The 25,691-nt window shown below is 67.1% G+C and carries 26 protein-coding genes and 1 riboswitch; of the genes, 7 read left to right on the top strand and 19 right to left on the bottom strand.

Going from position 1 to position 25,691, the window contains the following annotated elements; translation table 11 throughout:
• Positions 1-65: 65 nt before the first annotated feature.
• The 10 genes from DBO33_RS20605 to DBO33_RS20650 form a co-directional block, all read right to left on the bottom strand.
• Positions 66-458: a hypothetical protein gene (locus DBO33_RS20605; RefSeq protein ID WP_107656502.1), complete on the bottom strand. Its 393-nt coding sequence runs from the start codon at positions 456-458 to the stop codon at positions 66-68.
• 69 nt (positions 459-527) lie between these two features.
• The gene (locus DBO33_RS20610) at positions 528-1,874 is read right to left on the bottom strand and encodes an ABC transporter ATP-binding protein (RefSeq protein ID WP_107656503.1); all 1,347 of its coding nucleotides are present in this window, start codon (positions 1,872-1,874) and stop codon (positions 528-530) included.
• A 40-nt stretch (positions 1,875-1,914) separates the two neighbouring features.
• Positions 1,915-3,651 (bottom strand): ABC transporter permease, encoded by a 1,737-nt coding sequence (locus DBO33_RS20615; protein WP_107656504.1) that lies wholly within the window; start codon positions 3,649-3,651, stop codon positions 1,915-1,917.
• Positions 3,648-4,364, bottom strand: a complete 717-nt coding sequence (locus DBO33_RS20620) for an MgtC/SapB family protein (RefSeq protein WP_107656505.1) — start codon at positions 4,362-4,364, stop codon at positions 3,648-3,650. Before DBO33_RS20620 ends, DBO33_RS20615 begins: the two co-directional genes overlap by 4 nt.
• A gap of 241 nt (positions 4,365-4,605) precedes the next feature.
• Positions 4,606-4,776: riboswitch (M-box (ykoK) riboswitch) on the bottom strand.
• A gap of 95 nt (positions 4,777-4,871) precedes the next feature.
• Positions 4,872-5,501 (bottom strand): TetR/AcrR family transcriptional regulator, encoded by a 630-nt coding sequence (locus DBO33_RS20625; RefSeq protein ID WP_107656506.1) that lies wholly within the window; start codon positions 5,499-5,501, stop codon positions 4,872-4,874.
• A gap of 108 nt (positions 5,502-5,609) precedes the next feature.
• Positions 5,610-6,017: a hypothetical protein gene (locus DBO33_RS20630; RefSeq protein WP_107656507.1), complete on the bottom strand. Its 408-nt coding sequence runs from the start codon at positions 6,015-6,017 to the stop codon at positions 5,610-5,612.
• 115 nt (positions 6,018-6,132) lie between these two features.
• Entirely contained in the window at positions 6,133-7,461 is a 1,329-nt protein-coding gene (locus DBO33_RS20635; RefSeq protein WP_107660448.1) for a pyridoxal-phosphate dependent enzyme, read from the bottom strand.
• Positions 7,461-9,047, bottom strand: coding sequence for a type III PLP-dependent enzyme domain-containing protein (locus tag DBO33_RS20640; RefSeq protein ID WP_107656508.1), 1,587 nt, complete (start codon positions 9,045-9,047; stop codon positions 7,461-7,463). Before DBO33_RS20640 ends, DBO33_RS20635 begins: the two co-directional genes overlap by 1 nt.
• Positions 9,044-10,333, bottom strand: a complete 1,290-nt coding sequence (locus DBO33_RS20645) for a heavy-metal-associated domain-containing protein (RefSeq protein WP_107656509.1) — start codon at positions 10,331-10,333, stop codon at positions 9,044-9,046. The genes DBO33_RS20640 and DBO33_RS20645 overlap by 4 nt, the downstream gene beginning before the upstream one ends.
• Positions 10,330-11,622 (bottom strand): aminotransferase class V-fold PLP-dependent enzyme, encoded by a 1,293-nt coding sequence (locus DBO33_RS20650; protein WP_234390945.1) that lies wholly within the window; start codon positions 11,620-11,622, stop codon positions 10,330-10,332. The genes DBO33_RS20645 and DBO33_RS20650 overlap by 4 nt, the downstream gene beginning before the upstream one ends.
• Before the next feature lie 122 nt (positions 11,623-11,744).
• On the opposite strand from DBO33_RS20650, the gene DBO33_RS20655 reads away from it, so the two are divergent.
• Positions 11,745-12,167, top strand: a complete 423-nt coding sequence (locus tag DBO33_RS20655) for a pyridoxamine 5'-phosphate oxidase family protein (protein WP_107656510.1) — start codon at positions 11,745-11,747, stop codon at positions 12,165-12,167.
• A gap of 10 nt (positions 12,168-12,177) precedes the next feature.
• Here the strand turns inward: DBO33_RS20655 and DBO33_RS20660 are convergent, their stop codons facing one another.
• The 4 genes from DBO33_RS20660 to DBO33_RS20675 all read right to left on the bottom strand — a co-directional run bounded on the left by DBO33_RS20660 (position 12,178) and on the right by DBO33_RS20675 (position 15,463).
• Positions 12,178-12,612, bottom strand: coding sequence for a CBS domain-containing protein (locus tag DBO33_RS20660; protein ID WP_107660450.1), 435 nt, complete (start codon positions 12,610-12,612; stop codon positions 12,178-12,180).
• A gap of 92 nt (positions 12,613-12,704) precedes the next feature.
• The gene (locus DBO33_RS20665) at positions 12,705-13,964 is read right to left on the bottom strand and encodes a PucR family transcriptional regulator (protein ID WP_107656511.1); all 1,260 of its coding nucleotides are present in this window, start codon (positions 13,962-13,964) and stop codon (positions 12,705-12,707) included.
• A 257-nt stretch (positions 13,965-14,221) separates the two neighbouring features.
• Positions 14,222-14,452, bottom strand: a complete 231-nt coding sequence (locus DBO33_RS20670; protein WP_107656512.1) for a hypothetical protein — start codon at positions 14,450-14,452, stop codon at positions 14,222-14,224.
• 210 nt (positions 14,453-14,662) lie between these two features.
• Positions 14,663-15,463, bottom strand: a complete 801-nt coding sequence (locus DBO33_RS20675; RefSeq protein WP_107656513.1) for an SAM-dependent methyltransferase — start codon at positions 15,461-15,463, stop codon at positions 14,663-14,665.
• Between the two features lie 325 nt (positions 15,464-15,788).
• On the opposite strand from DBO33_RS20675, the gene DBO33_RS20680 reads away from it, so the two are divergent.
• Both DBO33_RS20680 and DBO33_RS20685 read left to right on the top strand, forming a co-directional pair.
• Positions 15,789-16,010, top strand: coding sequence for a DUF397 domain-containing protein (locus tag DBO33_RS20680; RefSeq protein WP_107656514.1), 222 nt, complete (start codon positions 15,789-15,791; stop codon positions 16,008-16,010).
• A 90-nt stretch (positions 16,011-16,100) separates the two neighbouring features.
• On the top strand, positions 16,101-16,994 hold the full coding sequence (locus DBO33_RS20685; RefSeq protein WP_107656515.1) for a helix-turn-helix domain-containing protein: 894 nt from the start codon (positions 16,101-16,103) through the stop codon (positions 16,992-16,994).
• A 352-nt stretch (positions 16,995-17,346) separates the two neighbouring features.
• Here the strand turns inward: DBO33_RS20685 and DBO33_RS20690 are convergent, their stop codons facing one another.
• The 4 genes from DBO33_RS20690 to DBO33_RS20705 form a co-directional block, all read right to left on the bottom strand.
• Positions 17,347-17,718 carry a hypothetical protein gene (locus DBO33_RS20690; RefSeq protein WP_107656516.1) on the bottom strand — a complete coding sequence of 124 codons (372 nt, stop codon included), beginning with the start codon at positions 17,716-17,718 and terminating at the stop codon, positions 17,347-17,349.
• Between the two features lie 155 nt (positions 17,719-17,873).
• Positions 17,874-18,173 (bottom strand): putative quinol monooxygenase, encoded by a 300-nt coding sequence (locus DBO33_RS20695; RefSeq protein ID WP_107656517.1) that lies wholly within the window; start codon positions 18,171-18,173, stop codon positions 17,874-17,876.
• A 30-nt stretch (positions 18,174-18,203) separates the two neighbouring features.
• Complete coding sequence (locus DBO33_RS20700) at positions 18,204-18,899, bottom strand: SDR family oxidoreductase (RefSeq protein WP_107660451.1); 696 nt, start codon at positions 18,897-18,899, stop codon at positions 18,204-18,206.
• Between the two features lie 34 nt (positions 18,900-18,933).
• Positions 18,934-19,479: a DUF2599 domain-containing protein gene (locus tag DBO33_RS20705; RefSeq protein ID WP_199856706.1), complete on the bottom strand. Its 546-nt coding sequence runs from the start codon at positions 19,477-19,479 to the stop codon at positions 18,934-18,936.
• Positions 19,480-19,689: 210 nt separating this feature from the next.
• Here DBO33_RS20705 and DBO33_RS20710 point away from each other — a divergent pair, with 210 nt between their 5' ends.
• Positions 19,690-20,817, top strand: a complete 1,128-nt coding sequence (locus tag DBO33_RS20710) for an alpha/beta hydrolase (protein ID WP_234390946.1) — start codon at positions 19,690-19,692, stop codon at positions 20,815-20,817.
• 107 nt (positions 20,818-20,924) lie between these two features.
• On the opposite strand, the gene DBO33_RS20715 is transcribed toward DBO33_RS20710, so the two are convergent.
• Positions 20,925-21,167 carry a hypothetical protein gene (locus tag DBO33_RS20715; protein WP_107656518.1) on the bottom strand — a complete coding sequence of 81 codons (243 nt, stop codon included), beginning with the start codon at positions 21,165-21,167 and terminating at the stop codon, positions 20,925-20,927.
• A 301-nt stretch (positions 21,168-21,468) separates the two neighbouring features.
• Between DBO33_RS20715 and DBO33_RS20720 the strand changes: the two genes are divergently transcribed.
• The 3 genes from DBO33_RS20720 (at position 21,469) to DBO33_RS20730 (ending at position 25,619) form a co-directional block, all read left to right on the top strand.
• Positions 21,469-22,692, top strand: a complete 1,224-nt coding sequence (locus DBO33_RS20720; RefSeq protein ID WP_407670526.1) for a lipase family protein — start codon at positions 21,469-21,471, stop codon at positions 22,690-22,692.
• A gap of 221 nt (positions 22,693-22,913) precedes the next feature.
• Positions 22,914-24,338, top strand: coding sequence for a lipase family protein (locus DBO33_RS20725; protein WP_234390947.1), 1,425 nt, complete (start codon positions 22,914-22,916; stop codon positions 24,336-24,338).
• 213 nt (positions 24,339-24,551) lie between these two features.
• Positions 24,552-25,619: a fused (3R)-hydroxyacyl-ACP dehydratase subunits HadA/HadB gene (locus DBO33_RS20730; protein ID WP_107656520.1), complete on the top strand. Its 1,068-nt coding sequence runs from the start codon at positions 24,552-24,554 to the stop codon at positions 25,617-25,619.
• The last annotated feature ends 72 nt before the right edge of the window (positions 25,620-25,691 follow it).

Consider the following 25,691-nt stretch of genomic DNA (forward strand, 5'->3'; position numbering starts at 1 on the left):
GTCATGGAACTCGGTGTCGATGGGTTCCGGCGGCGCAGGCCCTGCCACCGATGAGAGCGGCATAGTCACAGCAGATCCCGCGCGAGCCGGGTCGCGCCGACGGCCATGTAGCTGCCGGTGAGGGCGGTCATGGCGACAGCGGTGGAGCGGGGGACGTCGCCGCGGGCAACGTGGGTGGCCCCGTGCGTGGTGTCGATGATGTCGACCATGAGGGCTATGCGCTGCCAGCGCGGCCGCTCCTCGGCGGGGGCCGTGAGGTAGCCGACGCCGAGCGCGATGGCTCGTGCGCCGAAGATTCGCGTCATATAGGTCAACTCAGGTGTCGAGCGAATGCCGAAGGCGGCGCTCAATTTTCGTGGCAGGGCGATGGCCGCAGCGCCCAAGACGATTCGACCGACGGCGAGGCCGCGCAGCGGACCGGCCAGCGGGGAAGGGGTCGGCGTGGTGTTCGTTGCCATGCACACGAGGGTCCCCGAAAGACGAGGCGGGGTCGATTACCTCGGAGGTAATCGACCCCGGGCCGACCGCTACGAAGTCCACTTCCCGCGCACGCCCGCGAACACCTGCGCCGCCGGGTCTGCGGTGATCTTGTCGGAATCGGTGTCGTAGTCGTACAACTCGGCGTACCGCCCCCAGTCGATGGCGATGTCGAGTTGCCGGCGCGCGTCTTCCGGTCCGAACCCGCGACGGAGCAGGTCGAGGAAGAACCCGGCGCGCAGGCTGCCGTCGGCACTACCGGCCAGCCCCTTGCAGATTGTGCGGACCAAAGGCGCACGGTGGCGGGCCTGTTCGGCGAAGATGCGCTTGCTCTCCTGGATGTCGGCGGTGGTGAAGCGGGAGCCGATGTCGGTGAGCAGTACGTCGCCGTGCTCGACGGTGATCAGGCCGAGCATCTCGGCGGCGTCGACCAGCGGCAGCAGGTCGTCGATCTCGAAGTTGAGTTCGTCGGCGATGTCGGGCAGGTCGGCGCGGCCGCCGTTGGCGTAGACGAGTTCGACCAGACCGGCCAGCCCGCCGACGGACGCGTCGGGCAGCGGCTGGGCCGTCGGCGTGGCCTTATCCGGTTCGGCGACAACGGGTTCGGTGTCGCGCCCGGTGAGCAAGCCGTAGATCTGATCGACCATGGCCTCGAACCACGGCGCGCGCCGGTCCCGCGGGCGCGGTTGCGACACTGGGATTTCGGCGATTATGCGACCCGGATTGGATCCGAGGACGAGCACTCGGTCGGCCAGCTGCACGGCCTCCTCGATGTTGTGGGTGACCACGCAGATCGCCTTGGTCGGGAAACCGTCGGTGGCCCAGAGGTTCACCAACTCGGTGCGCAGGTTCTCCGCGGTAAGCACGTCGAGCGCCGAGAACGGCTCGTCCATCAGCAGCAGATCCGGTTCCAGCACGAGCGCGCGGGCGAAGCCGACGCGCTGGCGCATCCCGCCGGAAAGCTCCTTGGGATAGGCGGATTCGAAGCCGTCCAGGCCGATCATGTCGATGGCGGCCAGCGCCCGCTGCTGCCGCTCGGCAGTCGGCACGTTGCGTGCTGCCAATCCGAGCTCGACGTTGTCCTGCACGGTGAGCCACGGCATCAGCGCGAACGACTGGAATACCAGCGCGGCACCGGGATTGCTGCCGTTGAGCGGTGTGCCGCGGTAGGTCACCTCGCCGTCGGACGGCGCGATGAGCCCGGCGATGATGCGCAGCAGGGTGGACTTCCCGGAGCCGGAGCGGCCGAGCAGGGCGACGATCTCGCCGCTGCGCAGTTGCAGATCGATGCCGTCGAGCACCCGCAACTCGTCGCCGGCGGCGCCGATGAATCGCTTGCCGACGCCCGAGATATCCAGCAGCACAGCGCGATCGGCCTCGGTGGTGGTCACGGTCATGATCGATCTCCCGTCGAACTAGTGGAGCGGTGGCCGGTGGTCACAGCGAGTACCGCCGTTCGGCCAGTGCGTAGAGCCGCCGCCAGAACAGCCGGTTGATGCCGACCACGTAGATGCTCATGACCAGCACGCCGATCAGGATCCGTGGTGCGTCACCGACTTTCGTCGCCTCGTGGATGTAGGAGCCGAGCCCCGCCGCGACCAGCGTGGTGGACCCGTAGTCGACGACCTCCGAGACGATGGACGCGTTCCACGCGCCACCGGCCGCGGTGATCCCGCCGGTCACATAGCTGGGGAAGATGGCGGGCAGAATCAGCCTGCGCCACCACAGTTTTCGCGGCAGTTGCAGGTTGGCCGCGGCCTCGCGCAGATCGGTCGGCACCGCGCTCGCGCCCGCGATGACGTTGAACAGGATGTACCACTGCGCGCCGAGCGCCATCAGGATGGTGCCCGCCCAGTTCAGGCTGGCCCCGCTCCACACGAGCACCGCGGTGATGAACGGGAACAGGAAGTTGGCCGGAAAACTGGCCAGCACCTGCACCACCGGCTGCGCGAGCCGGGAGACCTTGGGGTTCAACCCGATCCACACGCCGATGGGCACCCAGATCACGGTGGCGAAGACGAGCAGCACCACGACCCGCAGCAAGGTGAGGAAGCCGAGTCCGAACGCGTGCCCGACTTCGCCGAAGCCCGCGGTGGATTCGATGTACCCGACCACGCGATACCCGCCATAGGCGACCGCCGCGCCGACCACCACGGCGAACACCAGATCACCGGCCCGGCGCCGCACCGGCGAGGCGTGCAGCGGGTACTCGGCGAGCCCGAACACGCTCATCAGCCGATCCAGCGGCGCAACCAGCGGACCGAGCACCTTGCCCAGCAGCAGCGGAATGTGCGAGCGCCGCAACAGATTCAGCACGACACTGCGCGGCGCCTCGGCGGCCCCGGTGTCCTCCACCCGGAACCGCTCCGCCCATGCCGTGAGCGGCCGCCAGAACAGGAAGTTCACCCCGACGACCATCACGATCATCACGCCGATCGCGATGAACACCTTGCTCAGATCGCCGTCGCCGGTGGCGGTCGCGACGTAGGACCCGATCCCGGGCAGCGCGTATTCATGGTTGTTCACGCTGATCGCCTCGGACGCGACCAGGAAGAACCAGCCGCCGCCGAAGCTCATCATCCCGTTCCAGACCAGCGGGATCATGCCGCTCGGCACATCGACCCGCCAGAACCGTTGCCAGCGAGACAATCTCAGGTTGCGCGCGGCCTCGTCGAGCTCGCGCGGCTGCGCGGCCAGACTCTGGTAGAACGCGAACGCCATGTTCCAGGCCTGCGACGTGAAAATCGCGAAGATGGCGGCACTTTCGAGGCCGAGCTGCGAACCGGGGAACAGCGCGATGAACCCGGCGACGGTGATCGACAGGAACCCGAGGATCGGCACCGACTGCAAGATGTCGAGCAGCGGGAGCAACACCGTGCGGGCCCGCCGCAGCCGCGCCGCGGCGGTCGCGTAGACGAAGGTGAACAGGATCGACAGCCCGAGCGCGGCGAACATCCGCAGCAGCGAGCGCGCCGCGTAGTAGGGCAGTTGCCAGGGATCGGTGGACACGGTGGCGGGCGCGGCGGCTTGGTCGAACGGCACGTTCGCGCTCGCCGACACCCGGACGACCAGCCAGATCAGCACCGCGGCCCCGACGAACACCACGACATCGGCGAACCGGTTGCGCGGCCGATCGAGCGCGGTGCCCGCCGGGTAGGAACGAAGCAACGTCATGCCTGCGGCCCCTTCACATCCGAGGTCGCGATGTGCCACCCGACGCTGGTCACCGACGGTTCCAGGCTGAGCCTGCTCACCGCCGTCTCCATCTGCCGGTCGTCGCGCTGGTCACCGAACAGTTCGGCCCGCACCTCGACGCGGCCCGGCGTGCCGGTGTTCGCGCTGGAGATGGAGATCAGCTGGAAGTCGGTGCGGGTCAAGGCCTGCACCAGCAGGGCACGCACATGGGCTTCGTTGTCGTCGTTGGTGACCGCGACGAACTCGTAGGACGCAGGCTGTTCGTGCCCGGCCTCCGGCTGCTTGTCGACCGCGCGCCCCGCCGCCCGCAGCGCGACATTGACCACGATCACCGCGACCGTCCCCGCCGCGGCGGTGCTGAACATGCCTGCGCCGGCGAGGGCGCCGACCGCCGCCGCGCACCACAGCGTGGCCGCGGTATTGAGGCCGCGCACATTGAGCCCGTCGCGGATGATCACGCCCGCGCCGAGGAAACCGATGCCCGACACGATCTGGGCGGCCACCCGGGTCGGGTCGGCGGTGCCGCCGGAGAAGCCGTGCGCCGACAACAGCACGAACAGTGTGGCGCCCGCGGCGACGAGCGCGTTGGTGCGCAGGCCCGCCATCCGGGCCCGGTACTGCCGCTCGAAGCCGATGGCGGCGCCGAGGCCGACGCCGGCGAGCAGCCGGAGGATCATTTCCACTGTTGTCATGACCGCACTCCCTGAACAATCGTCAGCGCACCGTCGAGACCAGCAGGTTACGGGGTATTTCCCGAAACGAAATCGGCTGATGAGGTGTCACCGGGTGAATATTTGGCTAACAGGGGATACGGACTGTTACCGCCGGGCATCCGGCTCACCTCCTTCGTCCATCAGCGCACGACGAATGCCGGGCGTCACGTACTTGATCGTTGCAGAGCGCAGCACGAATGACCGCGAAAAACGCCGGTCAGCACCCGTCCTCGTTAGACCTTTGGCACTTCACGGCGTAAACCCGGTGGATCCGGGAGCCAATCGGGATCACCCCTTAAGCCGGGGAGATCTGTCCTGACCCGGGGCGTCTCTCGACGTTCGGGGTCGCTGGCCTGTTTCCGTGAAGGAGCCTCAGCGAACGATCGGCACCTTGCGCTGGTCAGTAAACACCCGAATGGAAACATTGGCAACCCAGATGTGAGCGCGGTCGCACCCGGGGCCGAATCCTGTTGCGCCGAGGGCGAATCAGGACCGATACAGCGAGCGGTACGCGGTGATCATCGCGACGCAGTGGTCGATGATCTCGTCGCGGGTGGCGCGCAGCGACCCGTTGAGCCACGCCGAGAACATGCCCGCGTTGCCACTGGCCATGGTCACCGCGGCGAGCCTGCGTTTGACCGGGTCGTCGATGTGGGAGAAGAGGTGGTCCTGCATGAGCCGGGTGAACACCGGCATCACCGAGATGGTGGTCTGGCCGAGCCCGGTACTGGAGTACGGCTCCACCAGGAACAGCCGGGATTTGCGCGGGTCGGCGAGCACCTTGTCGACCAGGATCCGGGCGAGCTCACGGTCGCGCGACGGCTCGTCGGCCGCGGCGAACGCGGTCATCGGCTCCAGGAACTCCTCGGCGACCTGCCGGTAGAGCACGTCGAGCAGCTCGTCGCGGCTGGTGAAGCTCTCGTAGAAGTACCGGTCGGTGAGGTTGGCCCGCCGGCAGACCGCGCGCATGGTCACCCCGCTGGCGCCGGCCTCACCGATCAGATCGAGCGCGGCCTCGAGGAGCGCGCTGCGGCGGGCCTCCCTGCGTTCGGTCAGGGTCGTGCCGCCCCAGATCCGCGGGCCCGCGTCGTCGTCTGATTCCTGGGCTGATTGCACCGCACCAGACTAGTCCGCGGCGAGCCCGCCGACCCGCACCGCCCGACTTCGGGTCTTGCCGAAACGGATTCGGCACGCGGGTCGCCGGGCCTGCCTGCGGCGCGTCGGTCAGGGCAGGACGACGCAGACCGGACCGAGGTTGACCCCGTTGCCGACGGTGGCGGCGGTCGAGACGAACGCTCCCGAATTGTGCACCGCGTAGACGGTGTGATTGCCGGGGAGCAGCGGTGTCCACTTCGCGGTCACCGTGCCGGAGGCGGGCACGGTGATCCAGCCGCCGGGATCGAAGGTGCCGGTGGCGTCGAAGAAGCCGATGACGTCACCGGGGGTCGCGGTGGCCGTGGCGATGTAGCTGCAGGTGGTGCCGAACGCGGTGGAACTGCCGAAACTCAGGCCGGGTGCCACGCCGACGGCGGTGACGGCGGCGGGCGCGGCGGGTGCGGTGAGCACCAGGGCGGCGGTCATGGCACCGAAGGAGGTCAGTGCGGCGGCGACGGATTTCTTCGACCGGTACATGAGGAATCTTCTCTCTCGGGCGTGAAATGGAGACGGCGCGGGCGTCCGCGCTCCCGAGTAGTCTCCGCGCGTCGCGAAAGAGACACGCCCGTAATGGCCGGATGACTCGCGCGCGTCACCCGCCACGTTCCAGCGGCAGGCCCGCGTCCCGCCAGGCGACGATGCCGCCCGCGAGGCTGCTCGCTCGGTAACCCGCCTGGGTGGCTCGGGTGGCGAACCGTAGCGACAGCTCGCCGACCGGGCAGACGAACACCACCGGCCGGGACCGGGGGAACGGGATGCCCTGGGCGAACATCTCGTCCAGCTGGTCGTCGCGAATATTGAGCGCGCCGGGCACGTGCCCGATCCGGTAGGCCATCGCACCGCGGGTGTCCACGATGGTCGGCTTGCCGGTGCGTTCCAACTCGGCCAGCTCATCGGGCGTCAAGGTCGGCGTGGCCGCCTGTTCGGCGGCGCTCGGGGGTGGTCGGCGCTCGGCGCGGTCGAACAGTTCCGGCCTGCGCTTCTTGATGTAGGACAAATACGGTTCCAGCCGGTCGCAGACGATGAATACGGCGACGATCGGGCCGTCCGGTCGGCGTGCCGAAACGTCCGGTACCGCAAGGGCTTCCAGGGCGGCCGCGTAGCTCGCGCCGCTGGTCGGCCCGGCCAGGATGCCGTAACCGGTGGCCAGCCGGAGGGTGGCGTCCACCGCGACGCCGGACTCGACGGTCACGATGTCGTCGTAGAAATCGGGCTGGAACAGCCCGACATCCCACATCTCACTCTCCGAACGGATACCGGGAATGAAGTCGGCGCGATCGGAAACCACTGCGACGGTGCGCAATTCGGGATTGTGCTTGCGCAGGTAGGTGGCGGTGCCTCTGGTCGACCCGGTCGTGCCGAGCCCGCCGATCAGGTAGTCGACCCGGTTGATGCCGTCGGCGGCCAGGTCCTCGTGGATCTCCCGGCCGGTGCCGTGGTGATGCGCCTCGATGTTCTTCTCGTTGGTGTACTGCGAGGCGTGGTAATAGGCGTCGGGCTGCTGTGCCATCGTCGCCTCGATCACCGAGTACACGTCGTTCGGCGTGGTCGGGTCGGGGCACTCGGACAGGCCGGGCAGCTCGACGATCTCAGTGCCCAACAGCTGCAACAGTTCTCGTACCTCGGTGACCTTGATCCGGTTGGTCACCGCGCGCAAGCCGATGCCGTGCATCGCGCCGAGCACCCGCAGCGCCTTCGCGGTATTGCCGCTGGACGCCTCGATGAAGCTCTGCCCGCCGGCCCGGATGGCGTCGAGCTCGTCGCGGATCATGCCCCAGGCCACCCGGTCCTTGACCGAGCCGAAGGGGTTGTGCGACTCCAGCTTCGCGTACAACTCGACATCGGGCAGACCGTGCACGGCGGGATCGAGCCGTAGCAGGGGAGTGTTGCCGATGAGTTCGGTGATGTGGTCGTAGCGCATCAGGGCGCCCCGCTGGGTCGGTGCGGCACCGGCGGACGCCACGGCCCGCGCGGCGGGGTGCGCCGCTGCGGTGGCAGCGCGACCGAGAGGTGCGGCTCGTAGTCGGCATCGCGGTACACCTGGAAGCTGCCCGCCCGGTGCGCCACCGCCAGCTTGATCGGCGGCGGCCGCATCGACGCCGTCGCCGCGGACAGGTCCATGTGATAGGCGGCGGTATTGGGGAACACCACCAGATCGCCGGCGCGCGGCCGTTCCGGCAGCCACACCTTGTGATTGGTGATCAGGTCCCGCTCCAGACAGAGCCGGCCCGCGAAATACACACCCACGGGCCCGGTTTCGGTCACCGGATGCAGACTCGGCGCGGTGTCGCCCGCGCCACGGGTCGGCACCACCGCACCGTCCGGCGGCACCGGCGAGGACGGCCGGTGCGCGGTGCTCGGCAGAATGATCGGATCCACCATCACCTCCTGGTCGGCCGGGGTCACCGAGTCGCGGCTGAGATCGACATTGACCAGCACGCTGCCGTCGGCGAGCTCCTTGACGAAGTCGACCCGGGCCACCGTCGCACCCGCGTGGTCGAGCAGCGCTTTGCCCGGCTCCAGCCACACTTCGAGCAAGTTGTCCGAGGCGACCTCCGCGACGGTGCGCCCGCCGTGGCGCTCCAGCGGGGCGGTGAGCAGATCGTCGAGCATCCTGGTGGCGGGAATCGTGTTGGCGTACTTGTGGAACACCGGAGTGCCGTGCACCGCGCCATTGGCGACGTGGTATCCGAAAGTGTTGCTGCCCCAGCTCATCGGTTCGCCGCGGCCCAGTAATGATTCGCGCAGCGCGCGCACATAACCGTCGAACCGATCGGCGTCCTCGGTGAAGACCTGCCGGAAGCCGCCGCCGATATTCAGCACGGTCGGTGTCAGCCCGTAACCGTAGGCCCGTTCGATCAGCGCCAGGCAGGCGTCGATCGCGCGGACCCGTTCGCCGAGGTCGCCGGAGTCCAGATGAAAAGCGAAGCCGAGCAGGTCGATTCGGCTGCGATGCGCCGAGAGCACGTCGAACGCCCGCTGCATATGCGCGAGCGGCACCCCGAAGCGACTGATCTGGCCCTCGTCGAAACCGGAAACCCGCAGCAGCACCGGCACTTTGGCACGGTCGCCGGCCAGCTCCGCGATGCGCCGGAGCTCCCAGAGATTGTCCACATTGATCGTGACGCCGCAGTCGATCAGATCGCGCAGGAAGACTTCACCTTTCGGCCCGGTCACCTCGATCCGCATCGGCCCGAACCCGCCGCCGATCGCACTCGCCAGCTCCTGCGGGGAGGCGACATCGATACAGATCTTGGCGTACTCGGCCGCCCGCACGAAGGCGCGCGACTGATTGGCCTTGTGCGCGTAGCAGATTCGATGCCGCGGCAGTCCGCGGTCGAGTACCTCGCGGAATTGCCGCACGTTCTCCGCGTACACCTGGGGAAACACCAGGTGCACCGGGGAGCCGAACCGGATCAGGGTCTCCGCCACCGCATCCGGGGTATCGAGGAAGGCACGCACCAGCGGATGCAGCTTCGCGGGTAGCGCCGGTAACGGTGCCGTCATACCGCGGTTTCCGACGGCTCGGCGGTCCTGGCGCCCTCCGCCGCGCGTTCCGGCTGCTCCGCGACCGGGTTGTAGCCACCGTCCCGGATGGCCTCGAAGGCCCTGGCCCGGTTACGCGGGCTACGGAATTCGGCGACCACCCGCTTGCTGATCAGGTCGATCTCGACCACCCGGATGTCCATCGACTCCAGCACCCCGCCGATGGTCCGGACACAGTGCTTACAGGTCATGTCCGGCACGTAGAACACCTGATCTTCGGCGGTGGCGGCGCGATCGGCGGTGTCCTCGTCCAGCGCGGCGCTCACCTCGACGAGCTCGCATCGGGCGACGGCCTGGGTGAACACCGTGACGAACTGGTCGACCACCACCGGCAGGACGGTGTAGTGCCCGCCGCCGAGGTGATGCGGCATCGCAGCCAAGCAGGCGGGCCGGGTCCCCGCAGGCAGCAGCGCGTACTGACGCGAGATGAGGTCGAGGTCGTCGTGATATTTGGCGAGCGCCGCCGCGATGCTGAGCCCTTCGACGTGGGTGGCTCGGCGCATCACGGTGTGTGCGTCGGCGATCGTCGCGTCCTTCATCGCCCGCAGCGTCGCGACGGTCTCCGCGGAGTAGCGCACCGTGCCGTCCGGCTGCGCGATCAGTGTCACCGGGATCATCCCGCGCCGATAGGTCGACGCCTGCAACTCCCAATACCAGCGGGTGGCGACGGCCGAGAAGAGGCCGGATTCGCGCATGCCGAGCGCGAGTTCGATGGCGCTGCGATACGGCGTCTGCCTGGCCAGCAGGGCATGCTGGGCCAGCGCCCGCCCGGCGGCCTCGATGCCGACCCGGAAGATATCCATCGGCTCGTGATCGGTGGTGGTGCCGTCGAGTACCGCGTGCGCGCGCGGGCCGAGCGCGGAAATGCGTTCGGCGAAAGCGGTATTGGCGTCGAGCGCGTGCCACAGCGCCAGCACGGTCTCGCGCATGGCGATCGGTACCAGCGGGCCGAGGCCGTCGGCGCGGTAGTGGCCGGTGTTCGGGATGCCGTCGCTGTCGGTCCAGGTGATCCGGTGGGTGGCGCTGGTGACCTGATAGGGCCGGCACGGTCGCATGAACCGCTCCAGGTACAACCGCTGCGAGTAGGTCAGGTGACTGTTCGGCTCGGTATGCAGTGCGGTGCAGGTGAATTCGAACCTGCGCTGCTCGGGGACGGCTACCGGTGTCGCGAACAGCCCCGGCTGTGCCAGCTCGGCGAGCACCCGGGACGCGGCTCGCCGGTCGTAGCGCGGGGTGTCCATTGTCATCTGACCTCCTCGGCAATCATCATGACGCACTTGGTGAATCGGTCGATCTCGTCGGCGGTGTTGTAGATATGGGTGCTGACCCGCACCGAGTCGTCGGCCTGCGCGCCGTCGGCGGCCGTGCAATGCAGGCCGGTGCGTACCAGGAAACCCAGTTCGCTCAGCACGAAGCCGAGGTCGGTCGCGGTGATCCCGTCGAGGGTGAACGAGACGATGCCGTAGCCGACCGGGGACGGCGTAAATGCGGGCCCCGGCAGGAATTCGAGTCCGTCGATCGGCCGGAGGGTGTCGATGAGCCGCACCGTGAGCTCGCGATTGTGCGCGGCGATGGCGCCGATATCGAACGACTCCAGCACCTCCAGCGCGCTGCCGAACGCGAGAATGCCGGGGATGTTGTGGGTACCGCCCTCGAGTAGCGCGGGCATCGCCGCTGGGACAAGCCCGGCCTCGCTCACCAGCACCCCCGAGTTGCCGCCGGGCAGGAAGGGCACCAGCTTATCGTGTACTCGCCTGTGGCAGTAGAGGATTCCGGTTCCCGGTGCGCCGAACATCTTGTGCGCGGCGAAGATTGCGAAATCCGCGCCGAGCTCGGTCACATCCACCGGTACGTGCCCGCCGCTCTGGCTGCAGTCGACGCACAGCAGAATCGCGGGGTCCAGCTTGCCGCGCAAGGGTGCCAGAGTCGTCAGCCCGCCGTACACGTGATGCAGGTGGCTGGCAGTGATCAGTCGGGTGCGCGGGGTGACCTTGGCGAGGATGTCGGCGGTGTCCGCCTCGCCACCGGCGGTCACCCGGGAGGGGATCAGCTCGATCCGGCGCCCGAAGCGGGCGAGCAGCCCGCGTAGGTGATGCCAGGGATGCACGTTCGACGCGTGATCGGCTGGGCTGTACAGGATTTCGTCGCCGTCCTCCAATACGGCCAGCCCCCAGGAGAGAGTGACGGCGTTGAGCGCCGCGGTGGCGCCGCCGGTGAAGACCACCTCGTCCGGGTGCTCGGCGCCGATGAAGGCCGCGGTGCGGTCCCGGATTCTGCTCAAACGGGTGGTGAGGCTGGTCGCCCACGGGTACGTGCCGCGTCCGGCGTTGGCGGTGCGTGAGCTGTGATAACGGTGAATGGTCTCGATGACCGGCAGCGGCTTCTGCGTGGTCGCGGCGCTGTCCAGATAGATCTCGGTGGAGTCGGCGAGTGCGGGAAAAAGCTTGCGGATGTCGGCAGGGGCGTGCGCCGCCGCCGGCGATAGTCGTCCGGCCGAGGCCCGCGCGAAATGCGGCCTCGAGGCATGGGATCGCAACGTGACGCTCCCTCCGCAAAACCGCTTCACAAGGTGCGTTGGACGCCACCAACGATACGCACTTCTGGCAGGTCTTCGAAGGATTCTCGTGGGCAACGGGTTTCACCTACTAGGGTGGAGCCATGTCTTTGACCTTGAAAGAGCGTCAAGAGTTCCTCGCACAGCCGCATGTCGCGGCCCTGTCGGTGGCGGGTGGTCCCGACCGGGGTCCGCTGTCGGTGCCCATCTGGTATCAATACGAGCCCGGCGGCGAGCCGTGGGTGATGACCGGGGCCGATTCGCGCAAGCTGCGGTTGATCCAGGAGTCCGGCCGGTTCACGCTGCTGGTGCAGCGCACAGAACCGACCACTCGGTATGTTGCGGTGGAGGGTCCGGTCGCCAAGATCATCCCGCTCACCGAGGAGCTGCACGTGGAGATGGTGCGGCGCTACCTGACCGGCGATGCCGTCGACCACTATCTGAAGCAGGCGGAAGGCTTCGGCGATCAGGTCGTGGTGTACCTGCGGCCCGAGCACTGGCTGTCCGCCGACCTCGGCGGCGTGTGAGCCGACCGGCTCAGTACTTGCCCTGGAGGTACTCGACCAGGTGCTGACGCTCGGTGGTCAGTTCGGAGATCGCGCTCTTCACCACATCGCCGATACTGACGATGCCGATCAGCCGGCCCTGGTCGATCACCGGCAGGTGCCGAATTCGATGCTCTGTCATCGTATTTCGTAGCCCGTCGACGCGGTCGTCGGGCGCGCAGGTGCGCACGTCGGTGGTCATGATCTCCGACACCGGGGTATCGAGTAGCTCCGCACCGCGCGCATGCAGGTTACGCACCACGTCGCGTTCGGAGATGATCCCGACGATCCCTTCGCCGTCACGTGACACGACAACCGCACCGATATTGTGCTCGGCCAGCGTGGCCAGCAGGCTTCGAATTGTCGTGTCGGGCGCGACCATTGCTACGTCGCTACCTTTTCTGCGCAAGATCTCGGCTATTCGCATGCTGTCACCCATCCAGATGTCTGCGGCAGTTTCAGGATCCCAAGTTCGGGCGCTGGTGACCAGCACGAATCAGTTACAGGGTCACGGGGTGGTCACAGGCGGCGGGTGACACTGCGGTCCAGATCGCGGGCGAGCAGTGCGATGGCGGCCTGCGAGATGCCGGCCGAGGTGGCCAGGTCGATGGTGGTGAGCTGCGCGATGCGGCGTAGTCGGTAGTCGACGGTGTTGGGGTGCACGTAGAGCTGACGGGCGGTGAGCTGGCGGTTCATATCGTTGCCCAGATAGGCGCGCATGGTTTCGAAGAGTTCGGCGTGCGCTTCCAGCGGATCGAGGATGGTGGCGATCCGCCGGGTCGCCGGCCCACCGCGGGTGAGTTGGTACTCCACCGCCAGATCGGCCATGTGATAAAGGCCAGGGGGCTTGCCACCCACCCGAACCAGATTGAGTAGTTCGTGCGCTTGGTCGGCGGATTCGGGGATCTCGTCGGTGTCGCAGGCGACGACGGTCGCGGTGAGCGGCACTTCGGCGGCCTCGGCGAGTTGCGCGAGAGTCTCGGCGGTGAGCGGGGTTTCGCCGTCGTCCACCGGGATGAGCATGGTGCCGCCCTTGGTGCTGAGCAATGCCAGCGCCCGCGAGGCGAACACGGTGGCCAAGGCCGATTGCAGCCTGCGTAGTTTGCGCCGGGCCGCGACGTTCGCGTCGACCCGCGGATCGCGTTCGTCCGGATGTTCCGAAAGCGATAGGGCCACTACCTGATACGCGTCGGCGATCGGGATGCCCGCCTGCCTGGCCAGGGCCGAACTGCCGCGCCCGCTCAGCAGCGCCGAGGCCAGCGTCTGTGCGGCGGTCTGGTGTTCCTTGGCGACGAGATGCTGTTCGTCGACGTAGGCGTCGGCCACGGCGGCGGTGACGGCGGCCAATAGTTCCAGCATGAGATCGGTGGCGACCAGCAGTTCGTTGACGTCATCGGCCCTGGCCGGGGCGGTGACCAGGCCGAACGCGATGCGCACGCCTTCGTGGTAACCGCGCAGAATGGTGCTGAGCGGGACGCCTTCGCGGGCCCACTGGGCGGCGGCCTCGCGCACCTCGCCGAGTTGTTCGTCGCCGGGAACGGTACGCCGGTCGAACATTTCGGCCACCAGGCCAAGACAGGTGCGGGTGAGTTTGGTGACGTCACCGCGCAATTGTTCGCCCGGCAGGGTGCGGCACGGCGCCATGCAGGTGGCGAAGTAACCCACCATCCGCGAGGCGACTCGATCGGTGTTCTGCAGTGGCACCGAGGCCAGCTGGCCACCGATTTCGAGCGCCGATTCTGGCGAATCGGGGGATAGATGCAGCGCGGAGAAGGTCATTCGGGTCGCTCCATTGCCACGTCGGGCGTAATAGAACTGTGCCCGAATCGTTCGGCTCACTATACGAAAGGGTCCTGCGCGTGGGAAGTTATCAGCGAGATCCCTTGGGAGCCTACGGCATTATGCGGTGACCTGTTCGTGACATACCACTACTGGCGAAACATCCACGTGGAATCACGTTATGCTCCGTGGAATGTTCGGCCGGACGGAATAGCCGACATGTTCGAACACCGATCGGCAGCAAAGGATTCGAGCGACTACTCGTCGTCGAGACCGGCGGAGAGGTAGGCGGCGGCGGCCAGCCACTGCCTGCACTGCGGGCCGTGCACCTCGTGGGCGGCCAAGATTTCCCGCGCTTGCCGGTAGGTGAGGCCGGGTGGTTCGACAGTGCAGTCGGATACCGGAACCGGAGCGGGACATTGCCGCAAAGTCTCGACGCCGGTGCCGATGACGGCAACCCGGCGGGGAGTCCGGAATGGCTGGCTCATTCGACCGCCCCTCGCGTGTGGCATGTGGGGAAGTTGCTGTGTAGGCGCCGCCGGCTCGAACTCCCTGCGTACCTCCCCGATATGGGTAAGAGTCTATGCCTGCGTCGCTTACAGATGCAAGTACATTTGCACGGACGCCGTCGTTGAACGACAGCTGAATTCGGACGGAACGGCGACCCTTATCGACCGCCGTTATCGTCGTCGATAAGGCTAGGGTTTGCGGGCTACCGCGCAGTAGGCAGAGATCGGCCTGGTCAGCGCGGTCTCGGAGCTGTCGGGACGCCACTGGGTGATCGAAACGAACCCGGGCTCAACGGGTTCCAGCCCGTCGAAGAGCTGCCGGAGCTGTTCCTTGGGCCGCGGAATATACGGCGTGCCGCCGGTGCCGATGTAGTTGTCGCAGAGCTGCACGAGGTCGGCGCTGTCGTCGGTGCCGTCCCACAGGACGAGGTAGCTGCCCGATGGCACGGCGTCCAGCACGGTCCGCACGATGCGGGACACGTCGGCGTACGACTCGGCGTGGCCGAGCACGCCCATGAACATGACGCCGATCGGCTGGTCGAAGTTCAAGATGTTGCGCGCCTCGGCGACGATGCGCTTGGGATCGTTGTAGTCGGCCTCTATATAGGTGGTCACCCCTTCGCGAGTTGTATTGGTCAACAGGGCCCTTGACTGCACGAGCACCATCGGGTCGTTGTCTATGTAAACGACTTTCGACGCCGCGGCGATGCCCTGGGCGACCTCGTGGGTGTTCTGCATGGTCGGCAGGCCGGTGCCGATGTCGAGGAACTGGCGCAGGCCGGCCTCGCGGGCGAGGTAGCCGACCGCGCGGATCAGGAACTGGCGCGATTGCACTGCCATGGTGACGATCTCGGGGTCCACTCCGATGCCCGCGTCACCGGCGATCCGGTCGATTTCGTAATAGTCCTTGCCGCCCATCCAGTAGTTCCAGATGCGGGCCGAGTGCGGGATGTCGGTCCGGATCACGGGGCTGTTGTCCGCGTGTGGCATGGATTGGGCTCCTCGGGAACGCCGGTGCGGGCACCGGTTGCCGGTGCACGCCGGGGGGTGTCGCCAATGACTGAAATATCCGATCTGCCCTGCGACAGTACAAGATTCAACTGTGGTGGATGGTCGCGTTCGACTGTCTGAGCAGGGGGTTCGCGAGGCGAAACGTAGGTGCGTCAGATCGCGGACCGAGTGGTCCGAATTAGTAGGCGCGCGGCGGCGAACTTCGTGCTATCGTCCAAACTGTTGGTGCAAATGCAAGAACGTTTGAGCGTGCATCTGCACGAACTGATCAGCCGAACATTGGCGTAACCGAGGAGTGGGGAACATGTCGGATACATCCACCAACAAGATCACTGGCTCGTGGCGAAAGAGCACCTACAGCAATCCGAGCGGGAACTGCGTCGAAGTCGCCGAGGCGACCAACGGCCAGGTCGCCGTACGGAACTCCCGGGATCCCGAAGGCGGGGTGCTGTTCTACACCCGCCCGGAAATCGACGCGTTCGTGCGCGGCGCGAAGGCCGGGGAGTTCGACTATCTGACGAGTTGAGCGGTAACATAAGCGATCGGTGCGGTGTGTTTCGCGACAGGTGGTTGTGACACACTGTGGGCAACCCCCCGAGTATCGGAGACGAACTCAATGATCGCTGAACCCGACGACGATGGTCTGGTGCATCCCGTTGTCGCGGAACGTGGTCCGACAGTGCTGCGTATTGCACTCGGCGGCCAGTTGCGCAGGCTGCGAGAAGCCTCAGGCATCACCCGAGAAGCAGCTGGCGACGCCATTCGTGGTTCGCACGCGAAGATCAGTCGTCTCGAGTTGGGCCGCACCGGTTTCAAAGAACGTGACATCAGGGACCTGCTGTCCCTCTACGGCGTCCACGACACCGAAGAGCGGGAGAAGTTCCTCGATCTGGCCAGGCAGGCGAACGAGCCGGGATGGTGGCATCGCTACAGCGATCTGCTGCCCCAATGGTTCGGCACCTACCTGGGTCTCGAACAGGCGGCGAGCAAGATCCGCACCTATGAGGCGCATCTTGTTCCCGGACTACTGCAAACACCCGAATACACCAGGGCGGTAGTCGCCCTCGGCTATGAAGATGCCGACACGGATCGGCGGGTTCAGGTACGGCAACGCAGGCAAGAGATTCTGCACCGCTCCGATCCGCCGATCGTGTGGGCAGTCATCGATGAGGCCGCGTTGCATCGCCCGGTCGGCGGTCCACGCGTGCACCGCGAGCAGATGGAACATCTCATCGAACTCGCCCAACTGCCAAACGTCACGGTACAGGTGTTGCCGTACTCCGCAGGCGAGCACGCCGCCGCGGGCAGCTCGTTCAGCATCCTGCGCTTCGCCGAAACCGAGCTCCCCGACATCGTCTACCTCGAACACCTGACCAGCGCCCTCTACCTGGACCGCAGACAAGACCTCGCACTGTATCTATCGGTCATGGACCGACTCAGCGTGCAGGCCGAGCGCCCGGAGAAGTCGATAGAAATCCTAGCGAAGTACGCCGAAGGCTACGATCGCTGATCACCCCTGCGAGGGGACCGATGCGGGCACGCGCCGACACCAGCTATCCGTCAGCGCTGCCCCATGATCCGAGCTCTGCGGTAGTTGCCTTGCCGCGCGCCGGACCGCTGACGATCGACCGCGCCTGTGGCGCAAAGCAGCTCGATGGGGCAGTTCCTGCCGTCCTGACAGCACGGCACAACCAACATCCGCGGCCAGCGGGACACCCCGGCAGCCCCCACCGANGGGCCGTAATGCCTTGTGTCGCGAGTGCTGGGCCGGAGGGTGGATCATCGCCAGTGGAGCAGGGTGGCTCAGTGCTTGCGGCACAAGGCAATTCGGTGTCCGCCGGACATCGGGCTGCCCGGAAGTTTTACAGCCTGATGAAACTGGAGGCAATCCGCCAGAACGTCGCAGGCTGCAGTGTATGGAAGTCCCAGTCGTCGACGACGTCGTGCGCCGTGGTGACGATCCGGTCGATGTCGAAATCATGTCGGGTGGCCGCACCCTTGGATTCGACGGCATCGATGACGAACGCGACGGCGGTTTCCCGCGAGTACGCGGTGTTCCTTTGGCCGCTACGGGCCGACGGTGTGCTCATTTTTGTACCGTTCGCTGGCTTGTCGACCAGTGCGGCGGCGGCTATTCCGAGCCGGCCGCCGGCGGAGAGTGGTTGGTTCATTCGAACGCCCCTGACGTTTGGCGGCAGCGGACCCACGGCGACTTCGGCCTTCGGCTCGACCATCCGGCCTCCCCTGGTTGTCCCCTGTAAAGCGTTGCGCGACTGAGTTTAGGTCGCTGTGCCTTTCAGATGCAAGTACATCTGCACGATCGATTTGCAAGCGCACGTGCGGGATTTGGCGTCTGCAAGTTTGCTGACACGGTGTTCCGATAAGACGATCAGTTGGCAAAAAGGACGTCTGTGCTGTAGTGAATCTGCGTGCCGGGTTCTACATACCGGTCGGCCGCTGCCCGCATGGCCAGAAAATGTTCGGTGAAGCGGTGCGCCTCGGCCGCTTCGTCATCGGTATATAGCTGGTAGAGGAAGAATCGGTGCGGATCGACGCGGTCGGCACAGACATCGAAGCGCAGACAACCCGGCTCGTCGCGCAGTGCCGACACCGCACTGCGGGAGATGGCGTCGAGGAAGTCGGCGCGCGATCCCTCCCGGATTTTCATGGATACGATGCGGCTGAACAAGTTTGCTCTCTCCTAACGAGAACGCGAAGGTCAATCGGCAAGGGGGGCAGCATTTTCCGAAACGACGCTGTCGGCGAGCTCGGCGACAGCCCGGCGGATCGCCGTGTCGCCGGAGACGAGTTCGAGTGTCGCGCCCGCGGTGTGTGCCGCGGGCAGCAGTTCGGCCAGCACGGCGGCAACGTCGGCCCGGGGGATGTCGCCGCGCGGAACGCGGGGTGCGGCCAGGGTGACCAGGCCGGTGCCCGCGGTATCGATGAGTCGCCCCGGCCGCAGGATCGTCCAGTCCAGCACGCGCTCGCGCAGGTCGTTTTCGGCCTGTGTCTTGGCATCGATGTAGGCGGCCCAGATGTCGTCGCTCCCGGGTGCGGGAGGTTGACCGGCGCCCATCGTGGAGATTTGCACGAAGCGCCGCACGCCTGCCCGTTCGGCGGTGTCGGCCAGCCGGACAGAGCCGTCCCTGTCGACAGTGTACTTACGTTCGGCGCTGCTGCCCGGTCCCGCGCCCGCCGCGAAAACCACTGCGTCCGAACCCTTCACGGTGTCCATCAGGTGTGCGGTCGCGGCTTTTTCCAGGTCGAGCACGGCGGGTTCGGCACCGACGGCGGTCACGTCGGCGGCGTGGTCGGGATTGCGGATGAGCGCGACGACCTCGTCGCCGCGGCGGGTGAGCAGGTCGGCGAGGAGGAGGGCGATCTTTCCGTGTCCGCCTGCGATGACAACGCGCATGGGTCGGTCCTTCCGATCGGGGGTGGTCCCGGACTCAGCGTTCGGGGCCACCCGGGTTGCAGCGCGCATCGACGGTGGCCTGATAACCGACCGCCGGACGCCAGGGTTCCAAATTCCAACTCGTTTTGTTCGGCTCGACCAATCGTGCCCAGATCCAATGGCAGATGAATTGGTCACGCATGCCGGGCGTGTCCGCGTCCGGCGATTCCGTGAGCACTTCCCGCCAGGCCCGTTCATCGGTGCCCGGAAAAGTGGTCTGCCGTCCGGCGGTTGTCGGGTAAACGCGCAGCCGTGACCCGTCGACGGTTTCGGCCCACTCGACGTGGTCGATCAGCGGCATCCCCGCGTAGGGGTCGACGGTGGGTGCGGCGGATGCCCGGGAGGTGCCGGGTGCCATAGGTGCTGCCGTGGTCGTCCGGGACGGCAGTGGGGCGGAGGTTGTCGTCACCGACTGATCGGCCGGGGCATCCGACCCGCAGGCCGTCGGCAGCAGTGCCGCACACAGCAGCACGCTCGTCCTGGCCTGACGCGCGAAATCGGACCGCCGCGATACACGAGTCGGCCGATTCGGCTGCCCCACTCCGGCTCCTTCCGCGTCGCGTTCGGACCGTCGGTGATCCGGCCCCGCCCTCCGAGCCTAGCGACCGCCCGGTACCTACGGCATCTCCGCCGACCGCAACGCCGGCCGGGCCGCGCCCCGGTGACACTCGCTCGAATGGCATGCTGCCCCCGGTTAGGCCACCGATTGTGGTGGCTTGCTCCTGAAGACTCGGATGGGGATAGTCGTTCGATGATGTGTACACGGATCATGGCGGGGGCGGCCGGGGTCGTGATCTCGGTGGGCCTCGCGTTCGCGACGCCCGCGGTGGCGGCAGTGGGTGAAGCACCGGGCACGGTGACGAATTCGGTGGAACTGACCGGGCGCTTCCGGGTGGACGGCGCGGCGACGGCGGAGCGGCTGACCTACTGGTCGCGCGGACCACGCGGACCGATGCAGAGCACGGGAGTGATCTACGTACCCGAAGGCACGCCGCCACCGGGCGGCTGGCCGATCGTCGCTTACGCGCACGGCACAACCGGTATCGCCGATCAGTGCGCGTTCACACTGGAACCTCGCGTGTACTACCTGGATACGTTGTATCCGGAGCTGCTGCGGTCCGGGTACGCGGTGATGGTCACCGACTACGTCGGCCTCGGCACCCCCGGCACACACCCCTACCTGGACGGACCCTCGCAGGCCCGCAGCGTGATCGACGGTGTTCGTGCCGCGCGGGCGGTCGCACCGGAACTGGGCACCAAGTGGGCGGTGTTCGGCCAATCGCAGGGCGCGCAAGCCGCTTTGTTCACGGCGAATCTCGCGCCCGCCGACGCGCCGGAACTGCAACTGCGCGGCGCGGCCGCCACCGGCCCGCCGTCCAACCTCGAGCTGCTCATCCCGCTGGCCGGCCCGTGGATACCGCGGTTGCCGCTGGAGAAGACCCCCGCGTACGTGGCCATGCTGCTGGCCGGATTGCGCGCGAGCGCACCGGAACTCGACGTCGACAGCTACCTGACCGAGACCGGTCAGGAGGCGTTGCGCGTGGTGGAGTCGGAGTGCATCACCGAGGCGAATGCCAGGCTGGCCGACGTCGCGATCGGCGCGATGCTGGCCAAGCCGCTCGATGATCCGGCGCTGTGGGCCGCCGCGCGGGCGATGATGCGCATACCGACCGCCGGGTACACACTGCCGCTGTTCGTCGGGCAGGGCCTGACGGATATGGAGGTGCCGCCGCCGTTGACCGCCAAACTGCTTGCCGAGCTGCGCTTGTCGGGCACCGACCTGGAAACCCACCTCTATCCCGGCGATCATCTGGGTGCCGCGCGGGCGGCGCTGCCCGATGCGGTGTCCTTCCTGCATCGGGTATTGGATCCGGCGTAGGCGGATTCGACGTCTGAAACTGCACTCGGTGCCGACCGGCGTGCGGTGCCGAGTTGCGGAATGTGCTGAAAAACGGTGACTTCCGCCGCACGCCCGGCGGAATCCGTTCAGTGCCAGAGCGATCGGCAGGGGAGTCGGCGTAATCCAGGTCGCACCATGCCGTCCACCGTGACCGTGAGCCCGGCGTGCACCGCGGCGGAGGTGAATTCCCAGGCCTCCGTGCTGCTTGCCGCGTATTCGAGGACCAGCGCGTCATCGGGAGTCGGGCCGTCGAAGTACACGGTGACGCGCCGCGTGGGCGCCTCGTCGATGTTCTCGCGGTAAGCCAGTCTGCGCACAGTGCCGTCCATGCCACCGTCTCCTTCCGGACCGGGCGCGGCAACCGCGCCGGGTAGTTGTGAAGGTAAGGCCAGGCCATGGACCGGAACATGTTCCGTCTCGTTGGCTGGACATGTCACAGGGCCGCCGCGCGATGGTGGGGTCGTGTCACGAGCGAATGCGGACAACCATCACAGACCGGTCGCTCCACACTTGTGAGATCTCAACATGATCTCCACCCGCTCTGCCGCTCGTCGGCGAAATTGCCGAGGATGAGTCACAACGTTGGACCCATTCGAGAGGCATCTATCGATGAGTCAGGCCCTACGTTCTATGGGCAGGGGAGCGACCCGAAACAGAGTGTTCCGCGCGTTCGGCGCGATGGCCGTCGGGCTGGCGCTCGTCGCCACGATGGCCGGACCCGGCACCGGCTCCCCGTTGTATCCCGCACCCGACCCCGACCCCTTCTACTCGACCCCGGCCGATATCGCCGACAAGAATCCCGGCGACGTCCTCGCGACCAGGGCGATGCCGCCACTGCTGATCTTCCCGGACACCACAGTGACGGTCGTGCGTTTCCGTTCCACCAGCTCCGAGGGCAAGCCGATCGCGGCCACCACCACCGTGCTCACGCCGCGCGCGCACGTCGAGGACGGTCCGCTGCTGTCGTTCCAGCACATCATCAACGGGCTCGGCGCCGAATGTTCGGTCTCCAAGGTGCTCTACACCGAGGACCCGAATCTTGTCGTGCGCGAGGCGCCGGGCTGGAATGTGCTGTTGCAACGCGGCTGGACGGTGGCGCTGCCCGATCACCTCGGCCCGAATTTCGCCTACGGCGCCGCGAAGCTGGGTGGTCAGATCACCCTCGACGGCATCCGCGCGGTCAAGCAGGTGGCCGAACTCAAAGTGCGGCAGAGCCCGGTATCGATGGTCGGCTACTCCGGCGGCGGCATGGCCACCGCGTGGGCGGCCGCGCTCGCCCCGAAGTACGCACCCGAACTGGATATCGCGGGCGCGGCGATGGGCGGCGTGCCGATGAACCTGGTGAAGATGCTGGAAGGCCTCGGCCTGGGCGCGCATCCGGTGTTCGGGCTCGCGCTGGCCGCGGGTCTCGGCCTGGAACGCGAGTATCCCGAGCGTTTCCCGCTCAGCGAGCAACTGAACGAGCGCGGCCTCGCCGCCCGCGCGAAGATGGCCAACAGCTGCACCAACGACATCCTCTCCGCGGGCGCGGGCAAGGGCGCGCTGGACTTCGCGAAGTCGACGTCGATGATCAACGACGGCACCGCCCGCGCGGTGGTGGAGGAGAACAGCCTGGAGCTCTACGACGGCGTGCCGAAAACTCCGGTGTTCGAATGGCATTCGCCGATCGACGGGCTCATCCCGATCGACGCGGTGGTGAACACCGCCAAGCGCTGGTGTGCCGCCGGGGCCGCGGTGCAGTCCGAACAGATCCCGGTGCCCGACCATCTCACCGCGGCGGTGCTCGGCATTCCGTCGGCGCTGAACTGGCTCGACGCCCGCTTCCGAGGGGAGCCCGCCCCGAACAACTGCTGAAAGTACCCGCAGCACCGAGCCGAACCGACTCGCCACGAGCGGCATTCGGCCCGGTTGTTGCGGTTCGGCCACGTGTCACCCACAACTCGGTCGTTTCGGCGCGTCGCGGCGCGTACGTCGGGTTAGCCTGACTGTCTGGTACAACAGGGCCTTTCGGGGGCGCACGTCGCATCTCCCTGCGCGCCAGGTGAACCCGACGTCCGCACCCAAAGGCGTGTGCCATGAGATGTTTACCCGCCATTGCCATGGCACTGCTGCTCGTCTGCCCGACCACGCTGGGGCAGGCGGCTGCCGAGCCGTTGCCCGCGCCACCCGGCCTGCCCGCGTTGCCGGAGTTTCCCGGCCTGTTCCCGCCACCGCCGGACGGTGGTTCGCTGCTGCCCGGGGTGCAGAAGCTGATCGATCAGATCATCCCGCCGCCGCCGATCGCACCAGCCCCCGAGTCGTCCACGCCCGGCTGGCAGGCCAGCAGCCTGGGGCCTTCGGTGGTCGCCTTGCGCGACGCGTCGATGCCCGCGGACGTCGGTGATCCGATGTTCGATGCCTGGCCTGCTGACCTGGCGGAACTGGCCCCGGGACAGGTGATCGAGGTCAGGGACATCACCGCGACGGCCGCACCGCTGATGCTGCTGCCGACCCAGCGCGCGCAACTGCTCAAGTACCGCACCACCGACGCGCACGGCGCACCCTCCTTCGCGACCGCGACCTTGGTGGTGCCGAGCGCGGCCTGGCCGGGGCAGGGCCCTCGTCCGGTGGTGGTCAACAATTTGCCGATCGATGCGCTCGGCCGTAGTTGCACCGCGGGATACACGCTGGCACACGGCCTCAACCCCGACACCAGCGTCACCGATTTCATCCCGCCGACCAGCTACGTCGCGGCGCTGCGTGGTTACGCGGTGCTCATCCCGGATCACGAGGGTCCGCGGATGGCCTACGCCGAGCCGTTCGTCGCGGGCCACGCGGTGCTCGACGGCATCCGCGCGGTGCGCGGCCTGCTCCCGGACGAGTTCGGCGCGAGCAAGTTCGGTATGGCGGGCTACTCCGGCGGCGCCATCGCCACGCACGGCGCGGTGAAGCTGATGGACGGGTACGCACCGGAATTGGCGGACGTCATCGTCGGCGCGGTGCTGGGCGGCGTGCCCGCGGACTACGAGATCCTGGCGCGCAGCATGAACGGCAACCTGGCCTCGGCGATCTTCATGGGCGCGGTGTTCGGCATCGGCCGGGAGCGCCCGGAGATCCTCGCGCGCATGAACAATCTGGCGCAGTGGGTGGCGACCTCGCCGGTGAAGAACCTCTGCGGCAGCACCTTCGGCGCGATCGGCTTGCTCATGCTGCCGATCGATATCGCCGCCAATATCCCCGACCCGCTGCACTCCGAGGTCGCGTCCGAGATCTACCGGGTGACCAGGATGGCGGAGATGAAGTCGGGCACGCCGCTGTATATCTACAACGGCGAGCAGGAATTCTGGATCCCGGCCGAAGGTGCGCGCAATCTCTATCTCGAGCAATGCCGGCTCGGCGTGCCTTCGGTTTATCGCAGTGTGCTCGGCGAGCACATCATCGCGGGCGGGCTCGGTTATCCGGAGGCAATGCTGTGGCTCGACGATCGGCTCCAGGGAGTGCCCGCACCGAATGAGTGCTGACGATTTGCCGAACCCCGGCGCGCCGTCAAGCCCACTGAATTATTGCTGTTAGCGTTTGCCGCGTTTGTCGCGATCTATGACGGACCACAAACCCTTCACGATGCCGGTTGGGCGACGTCCGGACTTGCCGCCCGCGCGATTCGACTCTGCCGTGTTTCGGTATTGTGGGCCGGTCCGGGCGGGCTCGACGCCGGGACTTTTCGAAAGAGGCAGATGAACGACATCACGACCACCGCGTCCGAACAGGCCTTGGCCTTGGTGGGCCGGCACTACCGGATGACCGAGCACTACGAAGTAGGGCGCGAGAAGATCCGGGAATTCGCCCGCGCCGTGCACGAGCGGCATCCGGCGCACTGGCATGAGGCGGCCGCCGCGGAGCTCGGCTACGACGCGCTGATCGCGCCGCTGACCTTCACCTCGATCGTGCTGATGTTGATGCAGCGCAAGATGTTCGAGTCGGTGCTCACCGCCTACGACATCGGCCAGGTGCTGCAGACCGAGCAGTCCATCGAGGTGCACCGCCCCGTGCTGGCCGGCGACCAGCTGCACTGCGTCTCCTATATCGAGTCGTTCCGGCAGTTCGGTGACAAAGACTTCATGGTGACCAAGAGCGTGCTCACCAACCAGCACAAGGAACTACTGCAGATCGCGACCTCGACCGCCGTCGCGCAGACCGGCGTGGCGATCGCCACCGAGCTGCGGTCCGCGGTCGACGGCGTCATCATGACCGGCCAGTCGACCGCCGACCGGCACGACGCCGCCACGCAGCGGAGCACGCTCGGCGAGGACGCGGGTGTGGTCGAGTGCTTCGATGAACCCGTGCGCACCGACCCGCTCGACCGCAAGCGGACCCCGCGCACCGTGCCGAGTTTCGACGAACTGTCCGTCGGCATGGAGCTGCCCGTGCACTCGATGCCGCTGTCGCGTGGTGATCTGGTGAATTACGCAGGCGTATCCGGTGATTCGAACCCGATCCACTTCAGCGACACGGTCGCGCGCAGTGCGGGCCTGCCGGACGTGGTCTCGCACGGGCTGCTGACGATGGGTCTGGGCGCGGGTTATCTGACCTCGTGGCTCGGCGATCCCGCCGCGGTCACCAGCTACGGCGTGCGGTTCGCCGGTTTCGCGCCGGTCGCGGCGACCAAGGCGAGTGCCATCGAGTTCCGGGGCAAGATCAAGTCGCTCGACCCGGAACGGCGGACCGCGACCGTCGCCCTCACCGCTACCTGCGACGGCCGCAAGCTGTTCGGTCGCGCGACGGCGGACGTCGCGCTGCGCTGACCCCGCCTACTGGCCGGCGCGGTATCGAGGGCCCGGCGCCGGGCACAGGGTCTTTGGTCAGTAGAAACAGAC

The organism is Nocardia suismassiliense, assembly GCF_900269665.1.
Classification (GTDB): domain Bacteria; phylum Actinomycetota; class Actinomycetes; order Mycobacteriales; family Mycobacteriaceae; genus Nocardia; species Nocardia suismassiliense.

Bases quoted from the DNA above. Each gene is read 5' to 3' on its own strand.
- DBO33_RS20620 (WP_107656505.1), bottom strand. From the start codon at position 4,364: ATGACAACAGTGGAAATGATCCTCCGGCTGCTCGCCGGCGTCGGCCTC.
- DBO33_RS20690 (WP_107656516.1), bottom strand. From the start codon at position 17,718: ATGGTCGAGCCGAAGGCCGAAGTCGCCGTGGGTCCGCTGCCGCCAAAC.
- DBO33_RS20630 (WP_107656507.1), bottom strand. From the start codon at position 6,017: ATGTACCGGTCGAAGAAATCCGTCGCCGCCGCACTGACCTCCTTCGGT.
- DBO33_RS20670 (WP_107656512.1), bottom strand. From the start codon at position 14,452: ATGAGCCAGCCATTCCGGACTCCCCGCCGGGTTGCCGTCATCGGCACC.
- DBO33_RS20660 (WP_107660450.1), bottom strand. From the start codon at position 12,612: ATGCGAATAGCCGAGATCTTGCGCAGAAAAGGTAGCGACGTAGCAATG.
- DBO33_RS20730 (WP_107656520.1), top strand. From the start codon at position 24,552: ATGAACGACATCACGACCACCGCGTCCGAACAGGCCTTGGCCTTGGTG.
- DBO33_RS20725 (WP_234390947.1), top strand. From the start codon at position 22,914: ATGAGATGTTTACCCGCCATTGCCATGGCACTGCTGCTCGTCTGCCCG.
- DBO33_RS20640 (WP_107656508.1), bottom strand. From the start codon at position 9,047: ATGACGGCACCGTTACCGGCGCTACCCGCGAAGCTGCATCCGCTGGTG.
- DBO33_RS20655 (WP_107656510.1), top strand. From the start codon at position 11,745: ATGTCTTTGACCTTGAAAGAGCGTCAAGAGTTCCTCGCACAGCCGCAT.
- DBO33_RS20685 (WP_107656515.1), top strand. From the start codon at position 16,101: ATGATCGCTGAACCCGACGACGATGGTCTGGTGCATCCCGTTGTCGCG.
- DBO33_RS20700 (WP_107660451.1), bottom strand. From the start codon at position 18,899: ATGCGCGTTGTCATCGCAGGCGGACACGGAAAGATCGCCCTCCTCCTC.
- DBO33_RS20715 (WP_107656518.1), bottom strand. From the start codon at position 21,167: ATGGACGGCACTGTGCGCAGACTGGCTTACCGCGAGAACATCGACGAG.
- DBO33_RS20615 (WP_107656504.1), bottom strand. From the start codon at position 3,651: ATGACGTTGCTTCGTTCCTACCCGGCGGGCACCGCGCTCGATCGGCCG.
- DBO33_RS20710 (WP_234390946.1), top strand. From the start codon at position 19,690: ATGATGTGTACACGGATCATGGCGGGGGCGGCCGGGGTCGTGATCTCG.
- DBO33_RS20680 (WP_107656514.1), top strand. From the start codon at position 15,789: ATGTCGGATACATCCACCAACAAGATCACTGGCTCGTGGCGAAAGAGC.
- DBO33_RS20610 (WP_107656503.1), bottom strand. From the start codon at position 1,874: ATGACCGTGACCACCACCGAGGCCGATCGCGCTGTGCTGCTGGATATC.
- DBO33_RS20675 (WP_107656513.1), bottom strand. From the start codon at position 15,463: ATGCCACACGCGGACAACAGCCCCGTGATCCGGACCGACATCCCGCAC.
- DBO33_RS20665 (WP_107656511.1), bottom strand. From the start codon at position 13,964: ATGACCTTCTCCGCGCTGCATCTATCCCCCGATTCGCCAGAATCGGCG.
- DBO33_RS20635 (WP_107660448.1), bottom strand. From the start codon at position 7,461: ATGCGCTACGACCACATCACCGAACTCATCGGCAACACTCCCCTGCTA.
- DBO33_RS20645 (WP_107656509.1), bottom strand. From the start codon at position 10,333: ATGACAATGGACACCCCGCGCTACGACCGGCGAGCCGCGTCCCGGGTG.
- DBO33_RS20605 (WP_107656502.1), bottom strand. From the start codon at position 458: ATGGCAACGAACACCACGCCGACCCCTTCCCCGCTGGCCGGTCCGCTG.
- DBO33_RS20720 (WP_407670526.1), top strand. From the start codon at position 21,469: ATGGGCAGGGGAGCGACCCGAAACAGAGTGTTCCGCGCGTTCGGCGCG.